21 protein-coding genes and 1 pseudogene are annotated in these 23,299 nt (G+C 39.8%); 16 read left to right on the top strand and 6 right to left on the bottom strand.

The window, feature by feature from the left end; genetic code table 11:
* Nucleotides 1-53 precede the first annotated feature (53 nt).
* The gene (ald, locus tag AAEY62_RS02810; RefSeq protein WP_010552621.1) at nucleotides 54-1,175 is read right to left on the bottom strand and encodes an alanine dehydrogenase; all 1,122 of its coding nucleotides are present in this window, start codon (nucleotides 1,173-1,175) and stop codon (nucleotides 54-56) included.
* A 142-nt stretch (nucleotides 1,176-1,317) separates the two neighbouring features.
* On the opposite strand from ald, the gene lrp reads away from it, so the two are divergent.
* The 14 genes and pseudogenes from lrp (at nucleotide 1,318) to AAEY62_RS02880 (ending at nucleotide 13,855) form a co-directional block, all read left to right on the top strand.
* The gene (lrp, locus tag AAEY62_RS02815; RefSeq protein WP_007582985.1) at nucleotides 1,318-1,797 is read left to right on the top strand and encodes a leucine-responsive transcriptional regulator Lrp; all 480 of its coding nucleotides are present in this window, start codon (nucleotides 1,318-1,320) and stop codon (nucleotides 1,795-1,797) included.
* Nucleotides 1,798-1,970: 173 nt separating this feature from the next.
* Nucleotides 1,971-4,466: a DNA translocase FtsK gene (locus AAEY62_RS02820; protein ID WP_024590326.1), complete on the top strand. Its 2,496-nt coding sequence runs from the start codon at nucleotides 1,971-1,973 to the stop codon at nucleotides 4,464-4,466.
* Nucleotides 4,466-5,098, top strand: coding sequence for an outer membrane lipoprotein periplasmic chaperone LolA (lolA, locus tag AAEY62_RS02825; protein ID WP_024590325.1), 633 nt, complete (start codon nucleotides 4,466-4,468; stop codon nucleotides 5,096-5,098). Before AAEY62_RS02820 ends, lolA begins: the two co-directional genes overlap by 1 nt.
* On the top strand, nucleotides 5,091-6,434 hold the full coding sequence (locus AAEY62_RS02830) for a replication-associated recombination protein A (RefSeq protein ID WP_024590324.1): 1,344 nt from the start codon (nucleotides 5,091-5,093) through the stop codon (nucleotides 6,432-6,434). The genes lolA and AAEY62_RS02830 overlap by 8 nt, the downstream gene beginning before the upstream one ends.
* Nucleotides 6,427-6,807, top strand: coding sequence for a fluoride efflux transporter CrcB (gene crcB / locus AAEY62_RS02835; RefSeq protein WP_024590323.1), 381 nt, complete (start codon nucleotides 6,427-6,429; stop codon nucleotides 6,805-6,807). Before AAEY62_RS02830 ends, crcB begins: the two co-directional genes overlap by 8 nt.
* A 9-nt stretch (nucleotides 6,808-6,816) precedes the next feature.
* Nucleotides 6,817-8,121 (top strand): serine--tRNA ligase, encoded by a 1,305-nt coding sequence (serS, locus tag AAEY62_RS02840; protein WP_350634569.1) that lies wholly within the window; start codon nucleotides 6,817-6,819, stop codon nucleotides 8,119-8,121.
* 363 nt (nucleotides 8,122-8,484) lie between these two features.
* Nucleotides 8,485-8,955: a hypothetical protein gene (locus AAEY62_RS02845; protein WP_121954554.1), complete on the top strand. Its 471-nt coding sequence runs from the start codon at nucleotides 8,485-8,487 to the stop codon at nucleotides 8,953-8,955.
* Nucleotides 8,956-9,080: 125 nt separating this feature from the next.
* Nucleotides 9,081-9,497, top strand: a complete 417-nt coding sequence (locus AAEY62_RS02850) for a cytochrome c oxidase assembly factor Coa1 family protein (RefSeq protein WP_197237088.1) — start codon at nucleotides 9,081-9,083, stop codon at nucleotides 9,495-9,497.
* A 368-nt stretch (nucleotides 9,498-9,865) separates the two neighbouring features.
* Nucleotides 9,866-10,390: a hypothetical protein gene (locus AAEY62_RS02855; RefSeq protein WP_165735235.1), complete on the top strand. Its 525-nt coding sequence runs from the start codon at nucleotides 9,866-9,868 to the stop codon at nucleotides 10,388-10,390.
* Nucleotides 10,391-10,790: 400 nt separating this feature from the next.
* Nucleotides 10,791-11,111: pseudogene (locus AAEY62_RS02860) on the top strand (transposase); the annotation flags it as partial.
* A gap of 104 nt (nucleotides 11,112-11,215) precedes the next feature.
* Nucleotides 11,216-12,190, top strand: a complete 975-nt coding sequence (locus AAEY62_RS02865; RefSeq protein ID WP_101162875.1) for a transposase — start codon at nucleotides 11,216-11,218, stop codon at nucleotides 12,188-12,190.
* Nucleotides 12,191-12,645: 455 nt separating this feature from the next.
* Nucleotides 12,646-12,924, top strand: a complete 279-nt coding sequence (locus AAEY62_RS02870; protein ID WP_024589150.1) for a type II toxin-antitoxin system RelE/ParE family toxin — start codon at nucleotides 12,646-12,648, stop codon at nucleotides 12,922-12,924.
* The gene (locus AAEY62_RS02875; RefSeq protein WP_024589151.1) at nucleotides 12,924-13,217 is read left to right on the top strand and encodes a HigA family addiction module antitoxin; all 294 of its coding nucleotides are present in this window, start codon (nucleotides 12,924-12,926) and stop codon (nucleotides 13,215-13,217) included. The genes AAEY62_RS02870 and AAEY62_RS02875 overlap by 1 nt, the downstream gene beginning before the upstream one ends.
* Nucleotides 13,218-13,438: 221 nt before the next feature.
* Nucleotides 13,439-13,855 (top strand): IS1096 element passenger TnpR family protein, encoded by a 417-nt coding sequence (locus AAEY62_RS02880; protein ID WP_024589152.1) that lies wholly within the window; start codon nucleotides 13,439-13,441, stop codon nucleotides 13,853-13,855.
* 148 nt (nucleotides 13,856-14,003) lie between these two features.
* Here the strand turns inward: AAEY62_RS02880 and AAEY62_RS02885 are convergent, their stop codons facing one another.
* Nucleotides 14,004-15,194 (bottom strand): PQQ-dependent sugar dehydrogenase, encoded by a 1,191-nt coding sequence (locus AAEY62_RS02885; protein ID WP_350634570.1) that lies wholly within the window; start codon nucleotides 15,192-15,194, stop codon nucleotides 14,004-14,006.
* On the opposite strand from AAEY62_RS02885, the gene AAEY62_RS02890 reads away from it, so the two are divergent.
* The gene (locus tag AAEY62_RS02890) at nucleotides 15,179-15,631 is read left to right on the top strand and encodes a hypothetical protein (protein ID WP_350634571.1); all 453 of its coding nucleotides are present in this window, start codon (nucleotides 15,179-15,181) and stop codon (nucleotides 15,629-15,631) included. The two genes, AAEY62_RS02885 and AAEY62_RS02890, sit on opposite strands and share 16 nt — an antisense overlap.
* Nucleotides 15,632-15,734: 103 nt before the next feature.
* Here AAEY62_RS02890 and AAEY62_RS02895 read toward each other — a convergent pair whose 3' ends face one another.
* The 4 genes from AAEY62_RS02895 to AAEY62_RS02910 form a co-directional block, all read right to left on the bottom strand.
* On the bottom strand, nucleotides 15,735-16,934 hold the full coding sequence (locus AAEY62_RS02895) for an Nramp family divalent metal transporter (protein WP_350634572.1): 1,200 nt from the start codon (nucleotides 16,932-16,934) through the stop codon (nucleotides 15,735-15,737).
* 504 nt (nucleotides 16,935-17,438) lie between these two features.
* Nucleotides 17,439-18,701, bottom strand: coding sequence for a valine--pyruvate transaminase (locus tag AAEY62_RS02900; RefSeq protein WP_350634573.1), 1,263 nt, complete (start codon nucleotides 18,699-18,701; stop codon nucleotides 17,439-17,441).
* 135 nt (nucleotides 18,702-18,836) lie between these two features.
* Complete coding sequence (locus AAEY62_RS02905; RefSeq protein WP_024589158.1) at nucleotides 18,837-19,496, bottom strand: glutathione S-transferase; 660 nt, start codon at nucleotides 19,494-19,496, stop codon at nucleotides 18,837-18,839.
* 10 nt (nucleotides 19,497-19,506) lie between these two features.
* On the bottom strand, nucleotides 19,507-21,801 hold the full coding sequence (locus AAEY62_RS02910) for a peptidase U32 family protein (RefSeq protein ID WP_350634574.1): 2,295 nt from the start codon (nucleotides 21,799-21,801) through the stop codon (nucleotides 19,507-19,509).
* A gap of 296 nt (nucleotides 21,802-22,097) precedes the next feature.
* Between AAEY62_RS02910 and AAEY62_RS02915 the strand changes: the two genes are divergently transcribed.
* Nucleotides 22,098-23,201 carry an endonuclease/exonuclease/phosphatase family protein gene (locus AAEY62_RS02915; protein ID WP_350634583.1) on the top strand — a complete coding sequence of 368 codons (1,104 nt, stop codon included), beginning with the start codon at nucleotides 22,098-22,100 and terminating at the stop codon, nucleotides 23,199-23,201.
* The last annotated feature ends 98 nt before the right edge of the window (nucleotides 23,202-23,299 follow it).

Below are 23,299 nucleotides of genomic sequence, written 5' to 3' on the forward strand. Positions count from 1 at the left end.
TTGTAGTTAGGTAGCTACATTATTTAATACCAACCTAACCACAAAACGCTAAATTATGCGTTTTCTACCGCTGTGCGTGGGTCAACATATTCCATGTTGAACGCTTCTGCTACTTCTTTGTAAGTTACTTGGCCTTTAATTACGTTTAAGCCTTTTAAGAAGTGAGCGTCATCTAGTAACGCCTTTTTATAACCTTTGTTTGCAAGGTTAATGATGAAAGGCAACGTTGCATTGTTAAGTGCAAACGTAGATGTGCGTGGAACAGCACCTGGCATGTTAGCAACACAGTAGTGAACAACTTCATCAACGATGAAAGTAGGATCAGCATGCGTCGTTGCTTTAGAAGTAGCAATACAGCCACCTTGGTCGATTGCAACGTCAACAATTGCAGAACCAGGTTTCATTGCTTTAATGTGCTCAGCAGTTACTAGTTTAGGTGCAGCTGCACCTGGGATTAGTACGCCACCAATTACTAAATCAGCTTCTAGTACGTGTTTTTCTAGAGCATCAGCAGTTGAGTAAATAGCTTTAACTTTATTACCAAATTGCGCGTCTAGTGCACGTAATACGTCGATGTTACGGTCAAGAACGACAACTTCAGCACCAAGACCAACAGCCATTTGGGCTGCACTACGACCAACCATGCCGCCGCCAATGATAACAACTTTAGCTGCTTCAACGCCTGGTACGCCACCTAGTAGCATGCCACGACCGTGGTTAGATTTTTCTAGCGCTTGTGCACCAGCTTGAATAGACATACGACCAGCAACTTCGCTCATAGGAGCAAGAAGCGGTAAACCACCGCGAGAGTCAGTTACAGTTTCGTATGCAATACAAATAGCTTTGCTTTTTACAAGGTCTTCAGTTTGTGGAAGATCAGGTGCAAGGTGTAAGTAAGTGAAAAGAATTTGGTCTTCACGTAGCATTGCACGTTCAACAGCTTGTGGCTCTTTTACTTTTACAATCATGTCTGCTTTAGCGAAAACGTCAGCAGCAGTTGCTAAAATTTCAGCACCCGCTAGCGTGTAATCTTCGTTAGTAAAACCAATACCCATGCCTGCATCAGTTTCTACAATCACTTGATGACCGTGGTTTACTAATTCACGAACACTCGCAGGAACCATACCTACACGGTATTCATGGTTTTTAATTTCTTTAGGAACACCAATAATCATATCATTTGCCTTATTAAGAACGGATTAACATTTTTCACTATTATATTCATCATAAGCCCGTGTGTCTCACCTTTTTTAAAGTCAAATCTAGTGTTATCATCTATATAACAAAAATAAACAGCATAAAAAACTAGTTGGCACTATGCATCAGTTATTAGATAGAATTGACCGTAAAATTTTAATGGAATTACAGCACGATGGACGCCTTTCAAATGTTGAACTGGCCAGACGAGTTGGCCTAAGCGCCACGCCCTGTCTGGAGCGAGTGAAAAAGCTAGAACGAGAAGGCTACATACTTGGCTATAAAGCAGTGGTCGATCCAGCTAAGCTTGGGCAAGGTTTATCGGTGTATGTAGAAGTAACAATTACTAAAACATCTCCCGACGTATTTGATGAGTTTAGTGCGGCCGTTAAAAAGCACGAAGAAATTATCGAATGTCATTTAGTATCGGGTAATTTTGATTTTTTACTTAAAACGCGCGTAAATGATATGTCAGAATACCGTGGTGTATTAGGTGACATATTATTAAAATTGCCTAACGTTAGTGAAAGCCGAACTTATGTAGTAATGGAAGAAGTAAAAGGTGAAGAAGGCGTAATTATTCGTCCTTATATTACTTAAGGTTATTTATATTAGCTGCGTCATTTGCTTATATAAGCTCAAATTATAAAAACTTGTTCATAATCAGGCCATCAAGGTTAAGATAAAGTGCAACAAATTGCATTTCCTGCTAAGGTATTTCACTGCTAAGTAAGTGTGAATAAAAATAGAATAATAAAGAGGAATAGGGAACTATGCGCCTAAACGGTGTGCAAAGACTATTAGAAACAGGGCTGATTATCAGCACCTTTACGGCAATATTTATTTTATGTGCCTTGATCAGCTTTGATCCAGCAGATGCTGCATGGTCGCAAACTAGTTTTAGCGAAGTAAGCAACATCACAGGAGCAGCCGGTGCATGGATAGCCGACATTTTATTACTCACCTTTGGTTGGTTGGCTTACTTAGTGCCAGCGGCCATCCAGCTATTTGGCTACTTGCTATTTAAACAACCTCACCGCATTTTACAGCTTGATTACACCACCTTAGCGCTGCGTGTTATTGGTTTTGCTTTATTTATCACCTCAGCTACCGCTATTAGTAGTATCAATTTTGACGATATTTATAACTTTTCCTCTGGTGGGGTAGTGGGCGATGTTATTGCATCAGCCATGATGCCTGCGTTTAACTTTACCGGTACATCTATATTATTGCTGTGTTTCTTTTTTGCCGGGCTTACCTTATTAACGGGTGTATCGTGGGTTGATTTTGTAGATTACCTTGGCGATTTAATGGTTAGGTTTTACCGCTTTATTGTATCGTACGCAAAAGGCTGGATGCACCGAGAACACGCTGCGGGCAAAGCAAATAATTACGATGAAGTAGACGCCCATTTTGAAGACGATATAAAAGAGCAAATAGAGCTGCCTACATCAGCTAAAAAAGCAGAGAAACAAAAAGCAATTAATAAACCGCAAACACCGTTTAATGAGCCTCAAATTAGTGAAGAGTTTATGCCGTTTGACGAGCTTGACGACATACTCGATCAAGAAATTGGCTTTAGCGCCATAGACGATCAGCCAATGGACACGGCTGCTGCATTAAATGCGCTTGACCAAAGCCCAGTTGTAGAGCCAGAAAAACCAGTTACAACAGTTGTATCGCCAGCAAGACCAATGCCTAAACCAAAAGCGCAATATCAACCACCACCAACGGCAAAAGAAAAGTTTGAGCAATTATTAACGCAAGAACCACCACCGGGGCCATTACCGTCGCTCGATTTACTCGACAGACCGGACAAAGCTAAAAACCCAATTTCGCAAGAAGAGCTCGATACAGTATCGCGCCTAGTAGAGACAAAACTACTCGACTTTAACGTACAAGCTAAAGTTGTAGCGGTATACCCAGGCCCTGTTGTTACTCGCTTTGAGCTGGATTTAGCGCCAGGTATTAAAGTGTCAAAAATTACAGGTTTAGCAAAAGATTTAGCCCGTTCGCTTTCGGCAATTAGTGTGCGTGTTGTAGAAGTTATACCGGGTAAAACATATGTTGGTATTGAGCTTCCTAATAAACACCGCGAAATAGTACGTTTGTCAGAAGTAATAAACGCACCTAAATTCGAGCAAAATCCATCGCCACTTACCATGGTGCTAGGTAAAGACATCGCCGGTCAGCCTGTCTGTGCTGATTTAGGTAAAATGCCACATTTATTGGTAGCCGGTACAACTGGTTCAGGTAAATCAGTGGGCGTTAATGTCATGATAGTAAGCTTGCTTTACAAATCGGGCCCTGACGATGTACGTATGATTATGATTGACCCTAAAATGCTTGAGCTATCAGTATACGAAGGCATTCCGCATTTATTGTGTGAAGTAGTCACCGACATGAAAGAAGCCGCTAACGCACTGCGTTGGTGTGTGGGCGAGATGGAACGTCGTTATAAATTAATGTCAGCATTGGGTGTGCGTAACTTAAAAGGTTACAACCAAAAAGTGCTTGAAGCCAATGAAGCAGGTTATCCAATTCTTGACCCATTATTTAAAGACACCGATGGCATGAAAGAAGGCCCGGAAGAACTTGGTAAGTTACCAAGTATTGTTGTAGTAATAGACGAATTTGCCGACATGATGATGATTGTTGGTAAAAAAGTAGAAGAGCTGATTGCCCGCATAGCCCAAAAAGCACGTGCGGCAGGTATTCATTTAATACTGGCAACGCAGCGCCCTTCGGTAGATGTAATAACCGGTTTAATTAAAGCAAATATACCAACGCGTATGGCGTTTCAGGTGTCTAGCAAAATAGACTCGCGTACCATACTTGACCAACAAGGCGCAGAAAACTTACTGGGCATGGGCGATATGCTTTATTTACCACCAGGTACTAGCGTACCAGAGCGTGTACATGGCGCGTTTGTAGACGACCATGAAGTACACGCCGTAGTAAACGATTGGAAAGCGCGTGCTAAGCCAAATTACGTTGATGAAATACTCAATGGTGATGCCAGTGAAGATATTTTATTGCCAGGTGAAGCAAGCGAAAATGCAGACGAAGAGAACGATCCGTTATACGACGAAGCCGTGTCGTTTGTAATTGAAACCGGCAAGGTATCGGTATCGTCAGTGCAACGTAAACTGCGTGTTGGCTATAACCGCGCAGCACGTTTAGTCGAACAAATGGAAACATCGGGTATCGTGAGTTCACCAGGTCATAATGGCGCTCGCGATGTATTAGTACCTAATGGAGCAAATTAATGAAAAAATTTAACGCCTTATTATTAGTGTTAGGCAGCGTACTTGCCGCACCAAGCTTTGCTGACGACAGCCAAGCATTACAAGACAGACTTGCCACTTTAAAAAGTTTTAAAGCGCAGTTTGCACAAAAAGTAACAGACAAAGAAGGTCAAGCAGTTATGCAAGGCGAGGGCACAATAGCGCTTCAACAGCCTATGATGATTCGCTGGCAGCAAACAAACCCAGACGATACATTATTTGTATCAAACGGCGATAAAACCTATTACTTCGACAGTTTTGCTGAGCAAGTAACTATTATGAAAACCAGCAGCCTAATCGATTCAACTCCGTTTGTGCTGCTTACATCAAAAGACCCAGCACAATGGGAAAAATACAGCGTACTTGCAACAAATACAGGCTTTAGTGTAACGCCAAATAAAGGCGTAGAAAGCCAAGTAGAACAACTTGATATAGCGTTTTCAGGTGCGGGTAAAGAGCAAGGCCTTGCTAAACTAGTCGTTACCGACAACTCAGGGCAGCTATCGTCATTTACGTTTAACAATGCCCAAGTTAATACGCCGCTTGATAAAAGCACTTTTGAATTTACGCCTCCTGAAGGTGTTGAAATAGACGATCAGAGTAACGGTGAGTAATTTAGGATTTAATTTTGGGCCCGATGTACGGCCACTTGCTGCGCGTATGCGCCCCACAACGCTTGACGAGTACATTGGTCAGCAACACTTATTAAGTGCTGATAAACCACTGCATCAAGCCATTGTCGCGGGGCGATGCCATAGTTTAATTTTATGGGGCCCGCCGGGTGTAGGTAAAACAACACTTGCGCAAATAATTGCCAACCATGCTGATGCCTCACTTATTCAAATGTCGGCAGTAACCGCAGGCGTAAAAGATATACGTGACAGCGTAACGCAAGCGCGCGATAACCTAGAAAGCCGTGGCCAACGCACCCTTATGTTTGTTGACGAGGTTCATCGCTTTAATAAATCCCAACAAGATGCGTTTTTACCGCACATAGAAGACGGCACCTTTATATTTGTAGGTGCAACCACCGAAAACCCATCGTTTGCCCTTAACAACGCTATATTGTCGCGTGCACGTGTGTATGTTTTAAAATCGCTTGCCGATACCGACTTATACACCGTAATAGAACGTGCACTTAAACAAGACGAGCAGCTAATCCAAAAACATATCACTATTGCCGACAACGCTAAAAAGGCACTGTGCCAAGCAAGTGGCGGCGATGCGCGTAAAGTACTTAATTTACTAGAACAAGCGGTTGATTTAACAACCGAGCAAAACGGTCAATACAACGTAGACGAGCACGTACTTAGCCAAGTGTTACCAACGCATTTAGCCAAATACGATAAAGGCGGCGATGAATTTTACGATTTAATATCAGCCTTTCATAAATCAGTACGTGGTAGCTCTCCCGATGGTGCACTGTATTGGTATTGCCGAATTTTAGCCGGTGGCGGCGACCCTTTGTATGTAGCAAGGCGTTTACTTGCCATTGCAACAGAAGACATTGGTAACGCCGATCCGCGTGCGATGGAAGTGGCCTTAAATGCATGGGATATATTTCAGCGAGTAGGCCCAGGCGAAGGTGAGCGTGCAATTGCACAAGCCACATTGTATTTAGCCAGCGCACCCAAAAGTAATGCAGTGTATATGGCGTTTAATCAAGCCAAAGCAGACGCTCAAAACGAGCCAAGTTACCCCGTACCAGAGCATTTACGTAATGCCCCAACTAATTTAATGAAAGACTTAGGGTATGGCGCTGAGTACCGTTATGCGCATAATGAAGAAGGTGCGTTTGCCGCAGGTGAAAAATATTTACCACCTGAAATGGATGGCAAAGAATATTACCTACCGAGCGAACGCGGACTTGAACAAAAAATCAAACAAAAACTCGATTACCTAAAAGAGCGCGATGCGCAAAGCCCACTTAAACGGTACGAAAATGATTAAACTTTATATGATGATCGCCCTTGGCGGAGCCTCAGGTGCGTGTTTACGGTTTTTTATTAGCGAAAGCATGCTAAAACTCCTCGGTAGGGGATTCCCTTTTGGCACGTTGACGGTTAATATTCTGGGTTCATTGTTAATGGGCATTTTGTACGGTTTGATAGATAAAGAAATTATCACCGCCAGCCCCGTCAAAACTCTTATCGGTATTGGCTTTTTAGGTGCATTAACCACCTTTTCAACATTCTCAATGGACTCGTTGTTGTTATTACAACAAGGTCACTTTATTAAAATGGCCCTCAATATCATCCTAAACGTGATGGTGTGTATTTTTATGGCTTGGCTGGGCCTTCAGCTAGTAATGCAAAAAGGTTAAAAAACTAACATGTTAGATTCTAAATTTTTACGTCAAGACATCGAACAAACTGCAGCACGTTTAGCGGCGCGCGGTTACGAACTCGATGTAGCGACGGTAACGGCACTTGAAGAAAAACGCAAAACATTACAAGTAAAAACGCAAGAACTTCAAAGTCAACGTAATGCAAGCGCAAAAGCAATTGGTCAAGCCAAAGCTAAAGGCGAAGACGCACAGCCACTACTTGATGCAGTGGCTAACTTAGGCAGTGAGCTAGACGCCGCTAAAACAGAGCAAGATGAAGTATTAGCCGCTATTAACGACATTGCTTTAGCAATTCCAAACTTGCCAGACGAGTCAGTACCGGCGGGTAAAGACGAGGACGACAACGTTGAAATTTTAACGTGGGGCACACCTAAAAAATTCGATTTTGAAGTTAAAGACCACGTAGATGTAGGGCAAGACCTAAACGGCTTAGACTTTGAAATGGGCGTTAAAATTAGTGGCGCACGCTTTACTGTAATGCGCGGCCAAGTAGCGCGTATGCACCGTGCACTAACGCAATTTATGCTAGATATACACGCTGATAAAAACGGCTATACAGAAATGTATGTACCGTACTTAGTAAATAGCGCAAGCCTTTACGGCACGAGCCAACTACCTAAATTTGCGGGCGATTTATTCCACACATTAGGCCTTGTAAATGACGATGGCGAACAACAAGCCGGCTTTAGCTTAATTCCTACAGCTGAAGTACCGCTTACAAACAGCGCCCGTGACGAAATTTACGATGAAAGCGATTTACCAATTCGGTTAGTTGCTCATACTCCGTGTTTTAGAAGTGAAGCAGGCAGCTATGGTCGCGATACACGTGGCCTAATTCGTCAGCACCAGTTTGATAAAGTTGAACTTGTACAGCTTGTAAAACCAGAATACTCAATGGCAACGCTTGAAGAGTTAACAGGTCACGCAGAGCAAATACTACAAGCACTTGACCTACCATACCGTAAAGTAATTTTATGTATGGGCGACATGGGCTTTGGCTCAGCTAAAACATACGATTTAGAAGTATGGTTACCTGCGCAAGATACATACCGCGAAATTTCATCATGTTCAAACATGGCTGACTTTCAGGCGCGTAGAATGCAAGCACGTTTTCGTCGTGAAGGTGTTAAAAAGCCAGAGTTACTACATACACTAAATGGTTCAGGCTTAGCCGTTGGCCGTACACTAGTAGCCATACTAGAAAACTACCAACAAGCCGATGGCACAGTAGTAGTACCAGAGGTTTTACGCCCATACATGGGTGGACTAGAAGTGATTGGTAAACAATAAAAATCAAGTTTAAGTTAAGCAAGCTTTAAGCTTGTAAATCTTAAGACGAAAGCCGCTGTTTGCAATGAACAGCGGCTTTTTTGTTTTAGGTTAAAGGCAAAAGCTTAGATAAAAATTTAAGTTATCTTTTTAATAATATCGCTTACACCTATTTTTATAGCTCATTACTTTTTTGTCCGATATTACTGATCTCTACCATTTTGGGGTATTTCTACATAAAGGAAACTTAAATATCGGCTAACTAGTTGTTTACAAGTCCTTATTAGCTGGTTAAATTAGAACCTTTGTAATATTTGGACATTTGTCGGTTTGTAAAGCGACAAATGTCGGATACAAAGTTGTTAGGCTAATCAAGGAGATTAGGTGTTAGATTTTATTTTTGGTATTAGTACTTCAATTGTTGCAACTGGGCTTATATTTTTAACACGAAATTTTTGGGTTTCTTCGTGGCATAAGTTGTATTCAAAAATATACCCTAAAATTGACGGTCGTTTTGCCATTACATTTGGGAATGTAGAAAACCAACTTCCTTGGTTTGAAAATGAACGTTCTGAATTCGAATTAAAGCAATACGGTAAAAATATAAATGGGTTTTATAAAGTTTATAGTGACAATAATTTAAAGTTATCTTTCAAAGTTTTTGGTTTCGTTACAGCCGATAAAATATTAGTTTTAAACTATGAGTCTAAAGACGCTAGTACAAAAGGTGCAGGATCTTTTGTTTTTACTATTACAGGAATAAGCAAAAATATTATAGGTGCGTCTACCTACGTTTGCAGCCAATGTGATGATGTTCATACATTTCCCTGTAAATTAGATAAAGTGGAAAATTAGCCTAACAAGAAGCTAAACCAGACGGCTAAAGCTGTCGTTTTTTTCGCGAAAGAGACGCAACAAAGTACGCCAGCACACCGCTGGTTAGTTTGGCGTTATGTCTCTTTAAACGATTAGGTATTAACATGCAATTTGAAATCAACTTTGACTGGTGGCGACGTAAGACTAAGTGGAACAAGCGCTTATCATCTGTGCTAGGTTTCTTTTTGTTACTCTTTTGTATATTGGCGTTTGGTGTCACAGCATTTATCAATGGCGATGGATACAAGTTAGCCGTAACTGAATTATCGACTAATGCCCAGGTGACAGAGCAATTTGGCGAAAGTCTCGAATATTCTTTCGGTTATTTTGATGGATTTTCCATATATTTGCGTGGTGGGTCGGGTGATGCAGATTTTGTAATTAAAGTGTCAGGAGCTGACAAATCTGGGTTGGGCTATGTTGCTATGACTAAAACAGCCGGTGTTTGGGAGATAGATAATTTGAATATATTAATAGAGGGGCAAGAGCCTTTGGTCTTGGTGGGCGGTAATAGCAATTAACAGTGACACCTATCCTAATTTTTGCACTTTGTGAAACGCCAGATTAGTTTACAATTGGAGTGGCTGTCCAGTTTAATGTTTTGCAATGACAACTGTATTATCTTGTTTATAATATAGAAAAATTGCAAAACACGATGCATTAAGAAGGGGAGGCCCTTTTAACCTAAATAAAAGCCACTCAACCACTCGTAATCACTTCTAAAACGCCAATTTAAACAACACCAAACACTTCTTTATATGCTGCGTAAAAATACAGTAATCGATTGAACCAAAATAGGAACTCAGCTATGGTTTGTTTATCAATAAAAACAAATTTAAAAACGAGTTAATCTACAGGCTCGTTAGCTTTACAGGAGTTGTAATCAACAATGAAGTTCAATCAGAAAGTAGTATTATGTATTTCGTTTCTTTTTTTAACGGCTTGTGCGAGTACCACCAAAAATATCAAAACGGATCAAAGTTTAGATACTAACCAAGGAATAGTTGTAACCAAAATTCATTCTAACTGGGATGGTTATAACAACCCTCTTTTAGCCGATTTAGAGTTCATATTCACCCAAACTGATGGGAAGAAAAAAGATTCAAAGTTTGTGCTTAGTAAAGCCGATGATTTAAAAGTAGTAGCATTGCCCGCCGGTGAATATAAGTGGTTTCGTATTCTTTTTGGTAATTACTATATGGACTTAAATGGCGGATTTACTATCAAGCCCAATGAAGTTACTTATATTGGTGACATATATTCTCAATTAGATCTTGGTATGTTTAGTATGTCAGGAGAATCTCGGATAGTTAATGAATCTGAACAAATTCAAAGCGACTTAAAAGCTCAGTTTCCTAAGCTTTTAGAACAACATAAATTTACGACTGAGTTGTCTACATTACAGCAAAAGTAAAGCCAACAAGATAATTGGACTCCCAACCTCTACACTGAAGTAGAAATTATTTTTCGGAGTTCAATTATAAATAAGTTAAGAGAAAAATTAGGATGACCCCATCCTAATTATTACGAAAAAAGCCAAAAAACAGCATGAAGAGTGCATTATTATAAATAAAGTAAAAATAATGGGGTTAGGTCTTTCTTTTTGCCATTAGCTTTATTATTTCATGCAGATTAATTTGCTATAACCAACATAAGCTTTGCCTCTTTACCGTCTGTTAATACCGCGACGTTACCGTTATCAGTTACAAACACATCTCTTAATCACATCATAAACTAGACACTCACTCTAAATTTTGCACTTTTATGAGCAAAGCACTACGCTTTGTTTAGTGTAAAAAATAAGCAGGTGTCTTATGGCAATCGCAAGAAAGCGTCAAGTAAGTTTGGTTGATACAAAGTACGACCATTGCATATCACGTTGCGTACGCCGTGCATTTTTATGTGGGGAAGACCACTTTACAGGTCAATCCTACGAGCATCGTAGAGGCTGGGTTGAAGACAAACTGCTTGAGTTAGCCAAGGTATTTTGTATTGATGTATGTGCTTATGCTGTCATGAGCAATCATACGCACTTAGTGTTGTATGTTGATGACAAAAAAGCGAATCGGCTGAATGATAAAGCGATTGTTATTCGCTGGCACAAGCTGTGTAAAGGCACTGTACTTACGCAAAAAAGCCATAAACTAGAAGCCATAAACTAGACACTCACTCTAAATTTTGCACTTTTATGAGCAAAGCACTACGCTTTGTTTAGTGCAAAAAATAAGCAGGGTGTCTTATGGCAATCGCAAGAAAGCGTCAAGTAAGTTTGGTTGATACAAAGTACTACCATTGCATATCACGTTGCGTTCGCCGTGCATTTTTATGTGGGGAAGATCACTTTACAGGTCAATCCTACGAGCATCGTAGAGGCTGGGTTGAAGACAAACTGCTTGAGTTAGCCAAGGTATTTTGTATTGACGTCTGTGCTTATGCTGTCATGAGCAATCATACGCACTTAGTGTTGTATGTTGATGACAAAAAAGCGAATAGGCTGAATGATAAAGCGATTGTTATTCGCTGGCACAAGCTGTGTAAAGGCACTGTACTTACGCAAAAATACATACAGGGTGAAAAGCTAAGTAAAGCTGAACTTATCTTTTTTAATCAAACAGTAAAACAATACCGCGAGCGCCTATCAAGTATTAGCTGGTTTATGCGGTTGTTAAATGAAAACATTGCTCGCAGAGCAAATAAAGAAGATAACTGCACTGGCCGTTTTTGGGAGGGACGATTTACGTCTCAAGCATTATTAGATGAAGCAGCCCTTGCGGCCTGCATGGCGTATGTCGATTTAAACCCCATTAGAGCCAAAATGGCTAACACCCCAGAAGAGTCAGACCATACCAGCATCAAACAGCGTTTTACGTATGCAAAGGATGGCAAGCAACCAAAACAACTACTGCGCTTTGCAGGCATGCCACGTCAAATTATGCCAAAAGGGCTGCCGTTTGAGCTTAAATCGTACCTTGAACTTGTTGAGTTAACAGGACGTTGTATACGAGAAGACAAACGCGGTTATATTGAAAGTACACACTTACCCTTACTCGAAAGAGTTAATATCTCCCCAGAAAACTGGTTAAAACTCACCACACAATTTACGCGTGTATTTCATGGCGCAGTCGGCAGGCCAAGTTCACAAGCAAGTTATTGTGAAAACTTAAACCGAAAGCGGCGAGCGAATATCAGTAACTGCGAAAAGCTACTGGCATAAAACGTAAGTTACTCAGTAAAACTATTCAGTAATAAATCACAACTGCATTATGCAGTCATTTTCATGCGTGTAATTTAGGTTTAACAGTGATAATTGCTTATTTAATGTCTAACGCGCGAGTAAAGATATAAAAAGAGGTGAACTCTTAGCCCAAAAAAGTAAATTTAGTGGCGCGCTAGATTAGTTTACAATTGGAGTGGCTGTCTAGTCTAATGCGATTTAGGTTTAAGAGTGATAGTTGCTTATTTACTGGATGAATGAAAGTAAGGTAGTCGTAAAAATCATTTATTAGCCAAAAAAAGTAAATCTTGTAGTGACACAGCTTTACTTGCTGAATTAGAGTAAGTTTCAAGCGCATGTTATCGGATTGTTTTTCCGCTGCGCTCCAAACCAGCCGTAAACGCGGGCGTTATATTTTTATCGACGACTGATGCGCATCACGCTATACTTGTGTCATGATTAAATCTTTCAAACACAAAGGCCTCAAAAAATACTTTCAAACAGGAAGTGTTGCTGGAATTCAGGCTAAGCATCAACGTAAATTACGGATGCAACTTACAGCAATAGATACCGCACAAGAAATTGATGATATCAATCTACCCGGTTTTAAATTGCACCCACTAAAAGGGGAACGTGATGGGGTTTGGTCTATTACTGTAAATGGTAACTGGCGCATTACTTTTGAATTTATCGATGGTAATGCATATATTCTTAACTATGAGGACTATCACTAATGACTATGCATAATCCACCACATCCTGGAGAGTTTATTTACGATGTATACCTAGAACCTTCAGGTTTTAGCTGTCGTTATTTAGCTAAACAACTAGATGTGGCATCATCTACTTTAAATAGGGTTCTAAAAGGGCAAAGTGCTATCTCTCCAGAAATGGCTCTTCGTTTATCTAAAGCAATTGGCAGAACTCCTGAGAGTTGGTTAGCAATGCAAGATAACTATGATCTTTGGCATGCTAAACAACAGATTAACTTAACAAATGTCCACGTAGTTGATTTTGCAGTGGCATAAAAAATATAACAAATTCCTAAGAGGAAAAATAACAGTTGGCTATCGCTCCGTGATTATAACCAACGAACAATAAACAAGACCGAACAATAAACAAGACAGCCAATCTAAATTTTGCTGACGCAAAAAGCAAGTTTAGTGGCGCAGTATTATTTGTTTAATTAAATTATCCGTCTGTTTAATAGGCAGTTAATTCAATATAGGTAAGAGGGGGGAGTTTGGATATGATTGAGACGTTAAAGATAAAATTACTTGATGGTATGCACGCTTATAATGAATGGGAATGTGCTTTAGAAATCCCAATTGACTATAGTTTGGATGAATTACATCAGGCAGTTTTGTCTGCTGTAGACTTTGATGATGATCACATGTATGAGTTTTGTATAGGTAACTCTTATTACTCTAGAAGCGCGCAACGTATAGCATGCAATGAGGATAAGGTAACTCAAGAAACAATTGATAGCATATTCCCACAAGCTAAGGGTAAAAAACTCTATTATATGTTTGATTACGGTGATAGCTGGTTGTTTCAAATAAGTAAAAGTAGGAAAAAACGCTTTAGTGAAAAGCCTGATATATTTTATCCTAAAGTGGTACTCGAAAGTGGTATAAAACCGGAACAATACCCTGATGGAGATTGATGATTTTATCTAATTAGACAGTTGTAGAGCGCTGTGCTCAACTCGTTTTGACCACAGCTTGTATTCATTAGTATACCTTTTGTTTAACTCATTTTATGTTAGTCCACGGTTAAAACTACGTGCTCCAACCTAATATTAATAACGCCAATTACCTTGGTGTGACTAACATTAGCTTTGCCTCTTTACCGTCGGTTAATACCGCGATGTTCCCCTTAGTTGTAACAAACACATCCCTTAATCTACCCATTGCTTCAGGAAATACGTGAGACTGCGTAAATTCACCATTAGCCAGATTAACGCTGTAGAGCTTTTTATCAACAAGAGTAGTGATAAGCACATGTTGTTGTAATGAAGGAAAAGCGGCGTGTTTAGATCCGTAATACGCCATGCCTGATGGCGCTATTGATGGCGTCCAATTAACACTTGGTTTTTGCATGCCTTTATATTCGGTAAAGGGGGAAATACGCGCTTGCGAGTAATCTTTGCCATAGGTGATTACCGGCCAGCCGTAATTTGTCCCAGCGGTTAAGTAGTTTAGCTCGTCACCGCCTGCAGGGCCGTGCTCGTGGCTAACAATTTGCTGCGTATCGTAATCATAAACTAAGCCTTGAGGGTTACGATGACCTAGTGAGTAAACAGCATGTGCATTTGGATTTTTGTGATTAATAAATGGGTTATCTGTTGGAATGGTGCCATCTAGGTTTATACGTAATATTTTACCAAGTTGGCTGGTGATAACTTGTGCTTGCTCTCTAAAGTCAAATCCATCGCCCGTTGAAATTAATAACGTATTGTCGGGTAGGACAAGGGCGCGTCCTGCGTAATGTTGCGGTGTGTTTTTATCAGTCGCTACTTTATAAATAACGTTAGGCTTTGAAAAGTCAGCGCCATTAAACGTGGCTTTGGCAACAACAAGCCTATTTGCGCTTGCATTACCTTGGGCATAAGTAAAAATAATTTCTTTGGAGTCGTTATAATCTGGTGATAATACAATGTCGAGTAAACCACCTTGGCCTGCAACGTATAAACCTGTTAGGTTTAATTTTACTCTTGATTGCACATTGTTTTTAACTATAACTACGTGACCATCACGCTCTGTAATTAACCATGTGCCGCTTGGTAGTTCAACCATGCTCCACGGAGACTGTAATTGCGTAGCCAGTGTTTTTGTACTGTATTGCTCCTTTGGTAACGTAGCATCTGCATTAACAGAAAACGAAAAAAGCGAAAGCAAAGTAAAAAAAGAGATACATTGTTTACGGAGCAAGCCTTTGCTAGCATGACTTGCATAAGAGAAAAGCTTTATTTTAAATTGAGATAACAATGTTGTTTTTAACACGTATATTGCCTTCATTTTTAGTTTCTTGGTTACTTACATTCACACTTGCTAGCTTGTTTCATAGCCAATACGTTGTCAATCAATTAGTTAATGTAGGTGTAGTGGTGGGCTTTAGTGATCGTGCTAGTTTAACGCTTGATGATTGGTTAGGCCTATTACCTACCTACGGCGCTATTATTGCCGTAGCACTTGCCATCGCTTTTTTTGTTACCGTAAAGCTTAATAAAAAGGTTCAAAAATACAGTACTCAGTTATTTGTTATTGCTGGCATTGTGGCATTTGCTATTGTGTTAATTGCCATTGAATCAATTATGAATATTCATATTATAGCGGGCTCAAGAGGCTGGGGTTTTTATGCTCAACTGCTTGCAGGCGCGGTAGGTGGTTTTGCGTTTTCGCAATTAGTTAAGACAACTAAAAACCAAAAAGCGTGTTAGATGTGTGAATATAAGTACGGCTTATACGTTATTTAGTGATTAATAAATAAAGGCCGCTGTCTATTGTAAACAGCGGCCTTTAAATATGGTTTTTAGAGTTAAATTAAAAAATTAAACTAATTAGTTTGTAGCTACTTAGCCCAAAAATTAGGATTAAAACGGGCAGGGTCACCAGGTTTAACACCAAAGAGTTAGTGTAGTTTCCCATAACCCCTTTTTGATTAACCAGCCATACAAGGTAGGTGCTAACAATAGGAAGTAATAACCCGTTAGCCGCTTGCGCGAATATAATTACCGCGACAGGGTCTAAACCGAGTGACGCCACAGCAGCACCAAACAATAAAATAACAATAGCGACGCCTTTAAAGCGCGTGTTACCCATATCGTTTGACCACCCTAACATGCCACACACAGCATAAGCACCGGCAAGCGGCGCTGTAATAGCGCTTGTTAAACCTGCAGCAAATAAGCCAATAGCAAAAAAGTAATGAGCGGCGTCACCAAGCAATGGCTCTAGCTGCACGGCCATGTTAGCCGCACTAATTTGCCCCACATCGGTGCCATAAAATGCGACTGAAGCTGTAGATAAAATAGCTAAAGTGATCACACCGCCTAAGGTGATTGATAGGCCTGTATCAACATTTGTTTGTTTAATCACTTTTTGCATGTCGCTGTTACTGTCGTGTCTAGCAGCGAGTACGCCGGAGTGTAAAAATAAGTTGTATGGCACAATGGTAGTGCCTACTAATGCCAATATGGTCGTAATAGAGCCTTCAGGCATACTAGGAATAAAACCAGCAAATACATCACTCAGTGAAGGCGCTGCCATTACAAGTGTTGAGATAAACACTAAGCTCATTAAAATAACGAGTAAAATTAGCGCGTTTTCAACCACTTTATGTTTGCCGCTATAAAGTAAAGCAGCACTTAAAAAAGCAATTAGTGGTGTCCATAGTTGAGGACTAACTTGAGGGAATATTTCAATTAATCCCATGCTAGCCCCACTTAAGTTACCCGCTTCATAAGCTGCACTGCCCACGCCAATGGCGCTAATTACTAAAAATATAGCTAAAGATTTAAATAAAGGCGTTTGAATATGTGCTCTGAGCGCTTGAGCTAAATCTTGCCCGGTAGCAACGCCAAGGCGCGCCGCCATAGATTGTAATAATATAGTGGCAACTACTGAAAACAGTAATGTCCATATAAGTGCAAAACCAAAGTTTGCACCTGCCAAGCTGGCGGTAGTAATGGTACCTGGTCCAATGAAGGCAGCGGTGACAAGTAGTCCTGGTCCTAATCGCATAATTGACCTTAATAGTGCTATTGCATGTTGCTATTTAAAGTTACATCTAACGTTTAAAACCAATATTTATACGCGATGCCTGTAGTGTTATTGCTGCCACTTTAATTAAGTGCCCTGCAGCGATTATCGCCCCTTGGCTGGTTCTTTTTTAATAAGCATATGTTATACCAATCCGCAATAATACTTAATCAATTTGAGGGATTAAATCTGACGCTAACTGCGTTAAAAATTTCTGATATACGACTGCATGGATGCAGGAGATAGAGCAATGCAGGAGCAATTAGTGATAACAACTAAATAACGAAATTTTTGCCTGGTTATCGACACGATTTTCTCACCTCAGAATAGATCACTTAATTAAGCGAATTGCTATTAAAAAAGGGCGCGTAGGATACCAACTTGTATATAAATTTAAAGGGGATACAGTGCGTTTGCATGAATTTTAAACGAATATATAAGCGAGTTAAATGACTGATGCCGATATTAATATCGGCATCAGTATATTTACTTTATTAGGTTTTTAATCGCTTCTAAGCCTTTTTTTAGGATATCTGCATCGGTAGCATAGTTAATACGAATACACTCGTGCTTGTGCGCCCAGCTGTCGTCAATGCCGATAAAAAAGTTGTGACCTGGGATCACATACACGTCTTGCTCTTTAAGCTTTTGATACAACACCTCGCTTGTCATTTTTGCATCTTTAAACCACAGCCACATAAAAAATGCGCCTTCAACTTTGTGCAAATAAACAGGCAGTTCGGCAAATACTTCATCAAACAATTCAATCGCTATGTGTGCTTTATTACGATAAAAAGGCAGTACAACATTACGACACAGTGGGAGTAGTTCGTTGTCGTTAATTAAGCGTGTCACTAAGCTTGGGCCAATACTATTTGGCGATAAAACCATACTGCCATTTACGCGGCCAATTGCTTTAATAATCTCATTGTTTGCAACCACAATACCGCTGCGTAAACCTGGTAGGCCAAGTTTTGAAAGTGACATACATAAAATAATGTTTGAGTTCCACGTTAGGTTTGCGTCGGTGTAAATACAACCTGGGAACGGATCGCCGTACGCGTTATCAATAATGAGTGGAAGACCATATTGCTTAGCGAGCAAATCAAGGTGTTTTACTTCATCGTCGGTAATTACATTACCTGTTGGGTTGGTAGGGCGTGATACGCACAGCGCGCTTATACTGCTGTCGTTTGCTAGTACTTTTTCAACTGCTTTAAAATCAATTACGTATTTAAACTGTTTTGATGCACTACCTGTATTTAAAATTTCGATATCAGGCTTTATGGCAACAAACATATCAGCCGATAAACCTTGATCGGCATAACCTATGTACTCTGGCGCAAGGGGAAATAAAATCCTTTTATGGCTGCCATCCGGCATTTCGCCTGCCAACATATTAAACAGCACAAAAAAGTTAGCTTGACTGCCATTACCAAGTGCTACGTTATTGGCGCTAATATCCCATGCATACTCTTTACTTAGCTGGCCTGCTAATGCAGCTCTAAACTCGTCGTTACCGGTAGGGCCGTCGTAAAGGCCAAATACTTGCGATACCTTGTTACTGGTAACGAGTTTTTGTAATTCACTTAAAAAAACCTCATTTACTTGTGGTACTAGTGCGGGGTTACCGCCACCGAGCATAACAATATTAGGATTGTTGCTGTTTTTAGCACCACCTAAATCTTCCATTAACTGAGTAATGCCGTTGGGTTGTGTGAATTTAGTGCCAAAGTTTGAGTAGTTCATAATGCATAGCGTTTGTTAGTAATGGGGAGGGCAGTATAGCGTAAATAAATGGCTTAAATTCGATGATGAGAATAATTCAATGCTTAGCTTTGTAGCTAGCTATGACAATGTAATTTCTATAAAACAAAGGCTAAGTTAAGATTTTTTAACGCCGTACAAAAACTCTTCGCCGCAGTCCATATACAAATCAAATTTGGTCATAACTTTGGTAAACATGGGGGCGTGCAAAAACTCGTTTAACCATGCGCGTACATACGTGTATTCACTTTGTAAGTACCAGTGTTTATCTACGCGGGTAAACTGTCTAATAAATGGCAGCAGGGCATAATCGGCTAGACTTTTTTCATCGCCCATTAAGTATTTATGCGTGGTTAGTTTTGCTTCAAATTGCTTAATAAACTCTTCGCAGGCTTTTTGGTAATAAATTTGTGCCATGTCTTTTGTACGAGCATAAAATTTGTACTTTTCGAGCACGGGTTTAAATTGCGTGTCGTTTAGCTTAATTAACTCAAGCATGCGCTCAAGTGCTAATGGGTCTTGAGTATGCAGTAAATTATACGGATCGTTTTGTTTGAGCGCCCAGAGCATAATGTCTAGACTTTCATCGATTACTTGATTATTCGGCAGTAATAAAACAGGCACAGTGCCTTTTGGCGATATTTGCAATAGATGCGGCGGTTTATTTTTAGTTTTTATAGCGCGTAGTAGCACGTGTTGCTCTGCCATTAAAATACCCATTCGTGCACGCATTGCGTATGGGCAGTGTTGTAATGAATATAATAATGGCAATGTCATGTTAGTTACCTTAGCTGTTTAGGCCTTCAACATATTGCTGGCGGGTTTGCACTTTAACCAAGCTATTTAAGTGTTCAACCGCTTGTGTTTGCCCGTTAATTAAATCTTGAAAATGCGCAAGTAACACAGCTTTATCCAGTTTTTCTTTATCGCCTGAACCAATGTCGGTTAAATCAATCATAAATTCGTCAAATTTTTCGGCAAAGTCACTCACAATATCCATGTTTAAAAATTGCTCATGGTTATAAATGCTCGGGTAGCCGCCTTTTTGTTTATCAATTGCAAAGCTAATGCCTTTAACATTGGTAACGGTTGTTTCTTTTTTACAGCTCAACATACAGCTTGCGTCAATACGTGGTTTTTTACAGCCAACGGTTTGCTGGAAAAAACACTGTCGGCTGGTCATCATTAGTATTGGGTGATAAATGCTGTACATCATTTTAAAGTTGTTAGGGCGTTTAATATTACGCATTTGTGGTTTGTTTATTTCGTTTGAAATAAACGCGCCTTTTGCGTTTAAATCTTCTTGTAGTGTTAGTAACGCGTAAGAATTTGTGGTGTTTAATAATGGGCCTGCAATCCAGTCAATGCCCATTTTTACTGCTTTAAATGCTACGCCTGTGTTGTTACTAATAATAAGCTTAGGTTTTACAACCTCAAGCAAACGCACTGCTTCTTCAAAATCTTTACCAATTAACACCGCCGGAAACCACGGAATTAACTGTGGATGCTCTAAAAATACATTAATGTATTTATCGTTATCGGTTCTAAAGCTTTCAGGTAATTTAAAGTAAACATCGCCGTCAGTTAAATCACATAGGTGAACGTCTTTTATGTCCGATATTAAAATAGAGAGTGTTGTTTTGTTTTTATCGACTTTTTCGTGATTAACTAGTTTAGGCAGTTCAACAGGGGCGAGTACCTCTTTACCTTCGTTTAACAAAAACGCGACTTGCTTTTTAATACGGGCGAGCTCTTTAAACGGAATGCTTAAGTTGTCGCCTAAGTTTGAGTAATCCATATTTTTAATGTCAAAATTGGCATTACTAAAGGTTTTAAAGCGTTTATCTATAGCTGCAATATCAACAACCGATTTATCGGCGGTTTGCATAGGCATTTGCGATTGAACTTCAAAGCGTAGAGGTTGAAGGGCGCTTTGCTCTGCTAGGGTGTTGTCGTGTTTATCGTTTATTGTCAGTGTTACTGTAAATGGCTGGTTTAATTGACCGCTAAACTTAAAGCGTAGTTCTCGTTTTGAAATATCTAAAAACTCAATCTTCTTTTTAACCAATGTATCAATGTCATTTTTTTCTGCGGCGAGCTCTTGTTGTGCATCGTAAATTTGCACAACCGAAATCGCGTTACTCTTTTCGTTAGCGTGATCAAAGCTATGATCGCGCGGGTTATCGGTAAACATGTTTTTTGTCATGTCACCTTGCAAAAACTTATTAGTAAAATTACGGTTAAATACTTTGTATAAGCTTGAGTCGTCTTCAATTAAGTTACCGGTTTGTACAAAGGTATCTATTTGTTTGCGCCAGCTATCAATAACCGTATGTACGTAGTTAGCGCCTTTAATACGGCCTTCTACTTTTAACGAGTCAACACCTGCGGCTACCAGCTCTGGTAAATCAAAATAAGCTGAATTATCTTTTAAGTTTAATGGGTGTTTGTTACCCATAGCCGTTGGCTCGTATTCATCACGACACGCTTGCGAGCAACGACCACGGTTACCCGAGTTACCCACACTTACTGAGCTTGAATAACATTGCCCTGAAAACGCAATACATAAGGCGCCGTGCACAAACACTTCGGTTAATACGTCGCATTTATGCGCTACATCGGTCAGTATTTTAATTTCAGTTAAGTTAAGCTCGCGCGATAAATTTACGCGTGTAGCGCCAATGCGCGCTAAAAACTCAACCTGTGATTCGTTATGCGTAGTTAACTGCGTTGATGCGTGAATATGCAAAGTAGGAAAGTGCTTTTTAACTATATTGAATAACCCTAAATCTTGCACAATAATACCGTCGAGCGTGGTATTTACTAGCTGATTTAATAGCTTAAATAGCGCACCCATTTCGTGCTCTAATATAACTACGTTTAGCGTTAAAAAAATCTCACAGCCGTATTCATGGGCTAGGCGAAGTGCGCCGTTAAGCTCATCAAACGAAAGATTAGACGCTCGGTTACGTGCATTAAAGGTATCTAACCCACAATAAACCGCATTAGCACCGGCTACAATGGCGGCTTTTACCGCGTTTACATCACCGCCTGGGGCTAATAGTTCAATCTTTCTACTCATTACAACTTCACTTCGCTCATATTTAATTGCCGCGAATTTTATCTGGTTAAGCACGTTAATGCTATTTATTGAGGGATATAATAAGTAGTAAAATAAAAGAGTGTATAAAATTACAATTAAGCTGGCTGATTTATTACGTAAACATGTAATAAAATGATAGTTTATAAGCAAGTAACACTTTCAACTTTACTTAGGCGATACCCATCAGCAATCAAGATCTTAAACAGTTAGATACAGATTTAAAAAGTGATGAATCTGGAATTATTAACACCCAACTAAAAATAGCCACATTTAACCTGTTTAACTATCTTGAGCCGCCCAATGCATACTACGAGTTTGAGAAAATTTATACTGTGCAGCAGTGGGCTAAAAAGCAGCGCTGGATTGTTGATTACTTAACAGAACATGCCCCTGATGTGATTGGTTTTCAGGAAGTGTTTAGCATTGACTCATTAAAAGAGCTAGTAGGCGAGCAAGGTTATAATTACTTTGCTGTAGTTGATACGCCAGAGGTGATTGATGACTTTATTTATAAACGCCCCGTAGTGGCAATCGCCTCTAAATACCCCATAGTTGAAGTAGCAGCGGTTGAGCACGATAGTGAGCTTGCAATTGGGCTTGGCCTTAATAGTGAGTTTACTTTTAGTCGCAAAGTACTAAGAGCAACTATAACGCTGCCGCATATAGGTAATACCGATTGTTACGTGGTGCATTTTAAATCTAAGCGCCCAATGATTAATGTCGATGAGCATAATAAAGAGCTTACACCCGAGCAAAACATAATTGAAATTTTAAAAGCGAATGTAGCGGGTGGGTGGGGCTCAACTATTCAGCGTGGCAGTGAATCTACATTACTAATGATACAAATGATTGCTCGTCGCGAAGCTACGCAACAACCCATGCTATTAATGGGAGACTTTAATAATGAACTTGCGGATGGCGTATTAAGCCATTTACTGACAAGTACGCTACGCTTTGCGCCTGCATTTGATGCTAAAACCTACCTCGCTAAATATTGTTTAAATGATTCATGGGATTTGTTTGTTAAGTCGCAGCTAAACGAAGATGGACTGTCTAATGGTGAGGCAATGACTAGCGATGAAATAAGCGATAGTGAAAGCAATGGCATTTTTGATTTAGCTGATGAAAACGAAGCAAAAAATGTTAATGCAACTAAGCTTATGCCTTTAAGAGCACCAACACATTATTATGGCGCGAGCAGCTCCGTGCTTGATTATATTTTATTATCTTGTGAGTTTGATGCCAGCTACCTTGGCAGTTTTTTTGAGGTGATTGAGTATAATACTTATGATCGTCACTTAATTAACCCCGAATTTGAGCGTGATGATTTAAGTACTGATCATGGAATTGTGTTAGTTACACTAAAACTAAGAAGCTAGGCTTGCTCTATGCATAATTATGCTAAAATTATAAATTAAAAGTATTCATATAGCAGCAATACTTGATGTATTGCGCCGGGTTGTATATTTTATCATCA

This window comes from Pseudoalteromonas sp. GW168-MNA-CIBAN-0100, from assembly GCF_040309225.1.
Taxonomy (GTDB): Bacteria; Pseudomonadota; Gammaproteobacteria; order Enterobacterales; family Alteromonadaceae; genus Pseudoalteromonas; species Pseudoalteromonas arctica.